Annotated in this window: 7 protein-coding genes; 3 read left to right on the top strand and 4 right to left on the bottom strand. The window is 64.6% G+C overall.

Annotated features, from left to right (window positions below):
- Positions 1–177: 177 nt before the first annotated feature.
- From ACFWPJ_RS23890 to ACFWPJ_RS23880, 3 genes are all read left to right on the top strand, one after another.
- The gene (locus ACFWPJ_RS23890; protein ID WP_378854622.1) at positions 178–2,280 is read left to right on the top strand and encodes a hypothetical protein; all 2,103 of its coding nucleotides are present in this window, start codon (positions 178–180) and stop codon (positions 2,278–2,280) included.
- Positions 2,281–2,754: 474 nt separating this feature from the next.
- The gene (locus tag ACFWPJ_RS23885) at positions 2,755–3,102 is read left to right on the top strand and encodes an Lsr2 family protein (RefSeq protein ID WP_378854621.1); all 348 of its coding nucleotides are present in this window, start codon (positions 2,755–2,757) and stop codon (positions 3,100–3,102) included.
- A 446-nt stretch (positions 3,103–3,548) separates the two neighbouring features.
- The gene (locus ACFWPJ_RS23880; protein ID WP_378854620.1) at positions 3,549–3,755 is read left to right on the top strand and encodes a hypothetical protein; all 207 of its coding nucleotides are present in this window, start codon (positions 3,549–3,551) and stop codon (positions 3,753–3,755) included.
- Positions 3,756–3,819: 64 nt separating this feature from the next.
- Here the strand turns inward: ACFWPJ_RS23880 and ACFWPJ_RS23875 are convergent, their stop codons facing one another.
- From ACFWPJ_RS23875 to ACFWPJ_RS23860, 4 genes are all read right to left on the bottom strand, one after another.
- Complete coding sequence (locus tag ACFWPJ_RS23875) at positions 3,820–4,023, bottom strand: type II toxin-antitoxin system ParD family antitoxin (protein ID WP_378854619.1); 204 nt, start codon at positions 4,021–4,023, stop codon at positions 3,820–3,822.
- Positions 4,024–4,111: 88 nt separating this feature from the next.
- Positions 4,112–4,543 carry a YbaB/EbfC family nucleoid-associated protein gene (locus ACFWPJ_RS23870; protein WP_378854618.1) on the bottom strand — a complete coding sequence of 144 codons (432 nt, stop codon included), beginning with the start codon at positions 4,541–4,543 and terminating at the stop codon, positions 4,112–4,114.
- Entirely contained in the window at positions 4,540–4,953 is a 414-nt protein-coding gene (locus ACFWPJ_RS23865; protein WP_378854617.1) for an ankyrin repeat domain-containing protein, read from the bottom strand. Before ACFWPJ_RS23865 ends, ACFWPJ_RS23870 begins: the two co-directional genes overlap by 4 nt.
- A partial coding sequence (locus tag ACFWPJ_RS23860) for a GH-E family nuclease (RefSeq protein ID WP_378854616.1) occupies positions 4,954–5,175 on the bottom strand: 222 nt, incomplete at its 5' end.

Raw genomic sequence — 5,175 nt, 5'->3', positions numbered from 1 at the left:
ACCGCCGCCCGCCCGACGGGCCGGTTGTGATACACCGAGATCGAACGTCTCCATCAACGACGCCTCGACCAACGCGTTGTCGACGCCTACGGGGACCCGACACTGCCACGGAATCGGTGGGCACACGTCGTCGACGGCATCGATCCCCGCATCAGCACCGACGCGTACTGGCCTGTCGTGGCTGACAAGATCGACCTCGCCGACCGCGCCGGACTCGACGTCACCACCCTGCTCACCGATGCCGCCACACTGCGCCCGCTGCCGGACGAGATGCCCGCCGCCGCGTTGTGGGCGCGCCTGGAACTGGAACCATCAGCCCTCGACATCACCGGCACCGACCTGCTGCGACCCGAATGGCTGCCCGATCTGCAAGCCGTCCTTGGCACCGAGATGACCGAACAGGTCACCACCGAACCCGGGTGGCCGCGCGTCGTCGCCGCCGTCGAACGCGCCACCAACATCTGGACTCCACGCGACCTACTCGTCACCGCCTACGAACTCCTGCAAGGCGCGCAACCCGACAACGCTCCCCCGCTGCGCGCCGACCAACTCGCCGCCGCCTTGGCCTGGCGCATCGATGCACTCCACCACCACACCCCGGCACCACCACCGTCCACAGCTCCTGCTCCGCCTGATCCAGCAACCCCGGTCGTCAAGGACGAACCCTTGACCAGCTTCGTTGAACCAGAACCGACCACCACCGAGACCGCCAACGCTCCCGATGTCGATGTCGACGGGCATCTGGCTCGCGATGAAATCGCTGCCGCCGTCGAGGACATCGCCAGGTTGTTCGCCGCCGGACGAGTCGCTGACGCCATCTCGGCGTTCCAGACGTTCGCCAGCGAACTCACCGACGACGAACGAACGGCCCTCACCGCGGTCTCGGAAACCCTCTACCGGTACAGCTTCCCCATCGCCCGAGCCCGACTCCGCTGGGCAGCAGAGCAATTCCCGCACCACCGCGAACTCATCAACGCCTGCACACCGGCGACCGATCCGCACACCTACCGCCCCGAGCCCGAGCACAACCGTGGGCATTCCCACCCGGTCTACGACCATGCCGAACACGTCGATCCGACCATCACTCCGGCAGTGTTCGACCCGATCCGGGCAGCGGGTGAGGACGCGTTCGAGTCGTATGTCGACGCCGTTGAAGCCTCCGATGACCTTGATCCGGAACACCCGGGTCGCTCGGGACCGGCAGCCGCGGGTTTCGCGATCGACTACGACCTGGCCGCCATGCCAGCTGTCGTCGGTCTGCCATGTGTCGACTGCGGCCTTGAGCGGCCCCGTAACGCGACCGTCCCTGTGCCGCCGCGGCATTCCGATGACGGCCTGTGCCACTCTTGCCGCGACGACGACCGGCCAGCGATTCCTGCCCACGATCCCGCCGACCACCTCACGGCACGATGTGCCCACATCGCCGACACCCATCCAGCGCCTGCCGCGTTGGCGATGCTGCGTCGGGACTGGCGGACACTGGACCCGGCAGGTCGCGCCGTCATCGAGCAGTGGTTGACCGAGCATCCCCTCATCGAACAGCCACTGCCCGTGCTCGACCCGATCCAACGCCTGTCCGACAACGAACTTGCCGACGCGATCGCCGGCCTGGTGCTGCGCCTGAGCAACATCGCGACCGAGGCGGAGTTCTTCGCCCCGATCCGGCGGGGCCCTGTCGAGATGGAGGTTGATCCTGTGGTGGCTGAGCACCAGCTCGCCGCTGACACTGCCCGCGACACCGCGCGGCTTCGTGCCCGGGAACTCGATACCGCGATCCGTCGACTCCACGCCACCGAAAGCCAGCTCAAAACCGCACGCGAAGAACTCGACGCGCTGCCGGTCATACGGCGCCGACAACGAACCGCCCTGCAGGCCCACATCAACACCCTGGTCGGCGACCAACGTGACCACCGCGAAGCACACGACAATGCCCGCACCGTTGCCCGCGCGGCGAACCGGCACGCCAACGAGCTGGCGGCCCGGGCCGAGCGCACCGCCGCCGCGGACGATCAGGGCCGTAGCGAGAAACAAGCCCGCGCTGCCGCCGAGGAAGCGATCACCCGCGACGTTACCGTCGAGGCGCTCCGCCAGACCCTCGAATCCGAGCTCACCAGCCACCGGGCAGAACACACCAGGCGCGAGACCCTAACCAGCCCACAACGACGCCTCGAAGAGCGCGCACGGCGCCAACACGATGCCACCAACGATGAATTCGGCATCGAGGAACAATCCGGGGCGGAGCTCAACGGACCGGACAATCGACCGGATCTGGGACTCTAGACCACGCAAACTCCTGCGCGGTGTGCACGCCTGAACGACGTGCATTCACAGCGTCAGGACTATGCGTGGGCGTTTGTTCGAGACGACGGCGGCGCCGCAGTTCTCTTCACTTGCCGACGCTTTCGGCGATCGTTTGGGCCAGATCGGTCAGCTCGCATGCTCCCCGTCCTCTGCGCAGTTATCGCACATGTTGATCACGCGGCCGGGCAACGATGTGGCGAAGGCCGGCATGCCGATGTCTTGCTCGAGCTCTTCATCCCACTCGACTGTCATGTCGACCTGACACATGTCGCACATCCAGGTCCAGCAACTGCTCGAAACTGTTCGTCATTCCACGACGTTGCGGCGCGACATCCGACACCTTCATCCGAAATACAGTGTGATGCAACGTACATCGAGATTGGGTATTTGTTGTCAGCGTGCACCGCTAGCGTTGGAATTTCCGAACCTTTCGAACGCAGATGGGGCCGAGCAATGGCACGCAAAGTGACAGTCAGTGTCGTCGATGATCTCGATGGCACCACACCAGCGGATGAATCGATCTCGTTCGGGATCGACGGAGCTCGCTACCAAATCGACCTCAGCGTGTCCAACGCCGCACTCCTGCGCAAGACACTCGATGAGTGGATCCCGCATGCACGAAAAATCCGAGGAACAAACGCGACCACGTCCAGTGCTCGTCCGACGAAGGTCACGAACTCCACACCCGCCAGCGAACAAGGCGCCATCCGCGCTTGGGCCGCCACGAACGGTCACCCGGTCTCGGCCCGCGGGCGCATCGCCGCCGACATCATCGCCGCCTATCACCAAGCAACAGCCTGATCCCGACGAGGTCGCCAACAGGTTGGCGACAACTACGCGGCTGCTGGGTCGATGCAGTGCTCCCTGCACTCGACGGCGGCAATCGGAACTGACCGAGGACACTACCTACAGCAGGCCTTCCACGTTCCTGGTCCGCTCGGGGAGCGGTTGCGCGGCAACACGGCCCGGCTGCGCGACTATGCCGACTTCTCACGATCGCACCCGCATCACACTCGACAAGAAAGCCGGACGGGTCCCGCCGAGATGAACGCGACCGCATCCGCGCCGCCATGTACCTCATCCTCGAAGGCACCCCGACTGGATCCAATGGCGCCTGACCGTCGTTGCCCTCGCGTTGGAGGCCGATATCCCCAGAAATGCTCTGACACAACGGCATACAGACCTGAAGAAGGACCTTTTACGACCGAGTCGCCGAACGCGGCGCACCGTCCGAGCTCGAAGCCCATTTGCGGGCGACCATCGCCAAGCTGAAGAAGACGATCGAGAACAAGAACACCGAACTCACCCAGCTCCGCCGCGACGTTCCCGCGCTAGTGCGTGTTGTCAATCAACTCACCATCGAGAACCAGCAGCTCCGCGACGCACTAGAGAATCCTGGAGCGACGGTTGTTCCCTTCCCGCGCGTCAACCACCAGTCCAATCCGCGCGACTGACTCCGTCACTTCTTCGCCCGACACCGGGGGGCTGCCACTATCTAGCCCACATCTGACGGAGCGATCACGGCAGCTCAGACACATCGGCTTGTTCGCTGCTGCGAATCAGGCGGCCAGCCTGGAAATCACCCATGAGATCGGCGTCGGCTGCCTGCGCCGCGAGTTCTTCGATGCAGCGCTCGAAATCGAACGCGGTAGGCGGCCCACTGTCCTCGCCAGCCGCGAGGGCAGCCCGCAGCGCCTCCAGCCTGGACGGGTTCCCCTCCATGGCCCGAGAACACCAATAGCCTGGCACAACTGACCGTTCTGACCTGGACCTATCCTCGGTTCACGACACAGGGTGCACGCTGCCGCGCTTAGTTCTGGTCATAGACGGCGGCACCGTTGAGGCGGGCGAAGTAGGCATCATCGGCGGCCTCGATCTCAGCATCAGTCAGCGGAGTCGTCGGCCCCGCGGGCTGGCCGAACGTCTCACGCACCGACTTCAACCCCTCCACGACCCTGCTGTATTCGGTCAGCGGCAACATCGCCGCCGCTGACTTGGTCGCCGCGTCCCGTTCCGCGTTCGCGGCCGCTTCGAGAATGAGGCTGGCCAATCGGTCGCCAAGCCGGTGAGCATCGCGAGGGAGTTTCAAATCCCGCAGGTGTCCGGCGGCATCGACGGTCGCGCTGATGGCGCCGTTTCCAGCCGTGCCGGTACCGCGGACCCTGGCCATGGCCGCCTGAACCTTGTTCGCTTTGGCCCGGATCTCGTCGATGGCCGCGTCGTAGTCGGGATCGCCGCTCATTTCAGGTCCGCGAACTCGGCCTGGATCAACGGATTGTTGGCGGTTTCGTTGATGAAGTGCAGCGCGCTCTTGAGACCAAAATAGGTTTGGATCGTCTCTCGCCGCGGGTCAGCACCTCGCGCACGCAGGAGACGAATCGCAGCCACCGGGTCACCGCTGGCAGCCGTAGCCGCCCAATAGATGGCCGGCATCCCCTTCTCGGTCAACGCATCGATATCGGCACCAGCATCGAGCAGACGCTCGATCGCCGCAGGGTGCGCCTCCTGCGCGGCGAAGTGCAACGGTGTCCACCCGTGGATATCGGCAGCGTTGACGTCCTCGGTCGCCAGCAGACGGTTGATGGCTTCGACGTCGCCGTCGCGTGCCGCGTAGTGCAGGTCGGTCCTGCCCCATTCGTCGAGGTTGCTCATCTACTTCGGTTCCCTTCGGTGCGATCGGTTTCCAGTCATGTCTTCGACATGGAATCGTTCGGGGTGGGCATTGACGTAGGCGGTGAGCTCTTCTTGGGTCCATCCGTTCGCCTGGCCTTCGGCGAGATACTTGCGGTTTTCGAAGCCGCTGTTATGGCCGAAGTCCCATTGTGGCTTGACCGGGTACCGGACACCGTTCGCCTCATCGATGTAGTACTGGCC

This window comes from Nocardia sp. NPDC058497 (genome assembly GCF_042720195.1).
Lineage (GTDB): Bacteria > Actinomycetota > Actinomycetes > Mycobacteriales > Mycobacteriaceae > Nocardia.
This window is presented reverse-complemented; position numbering and strand designations above follow the sequence as displayed.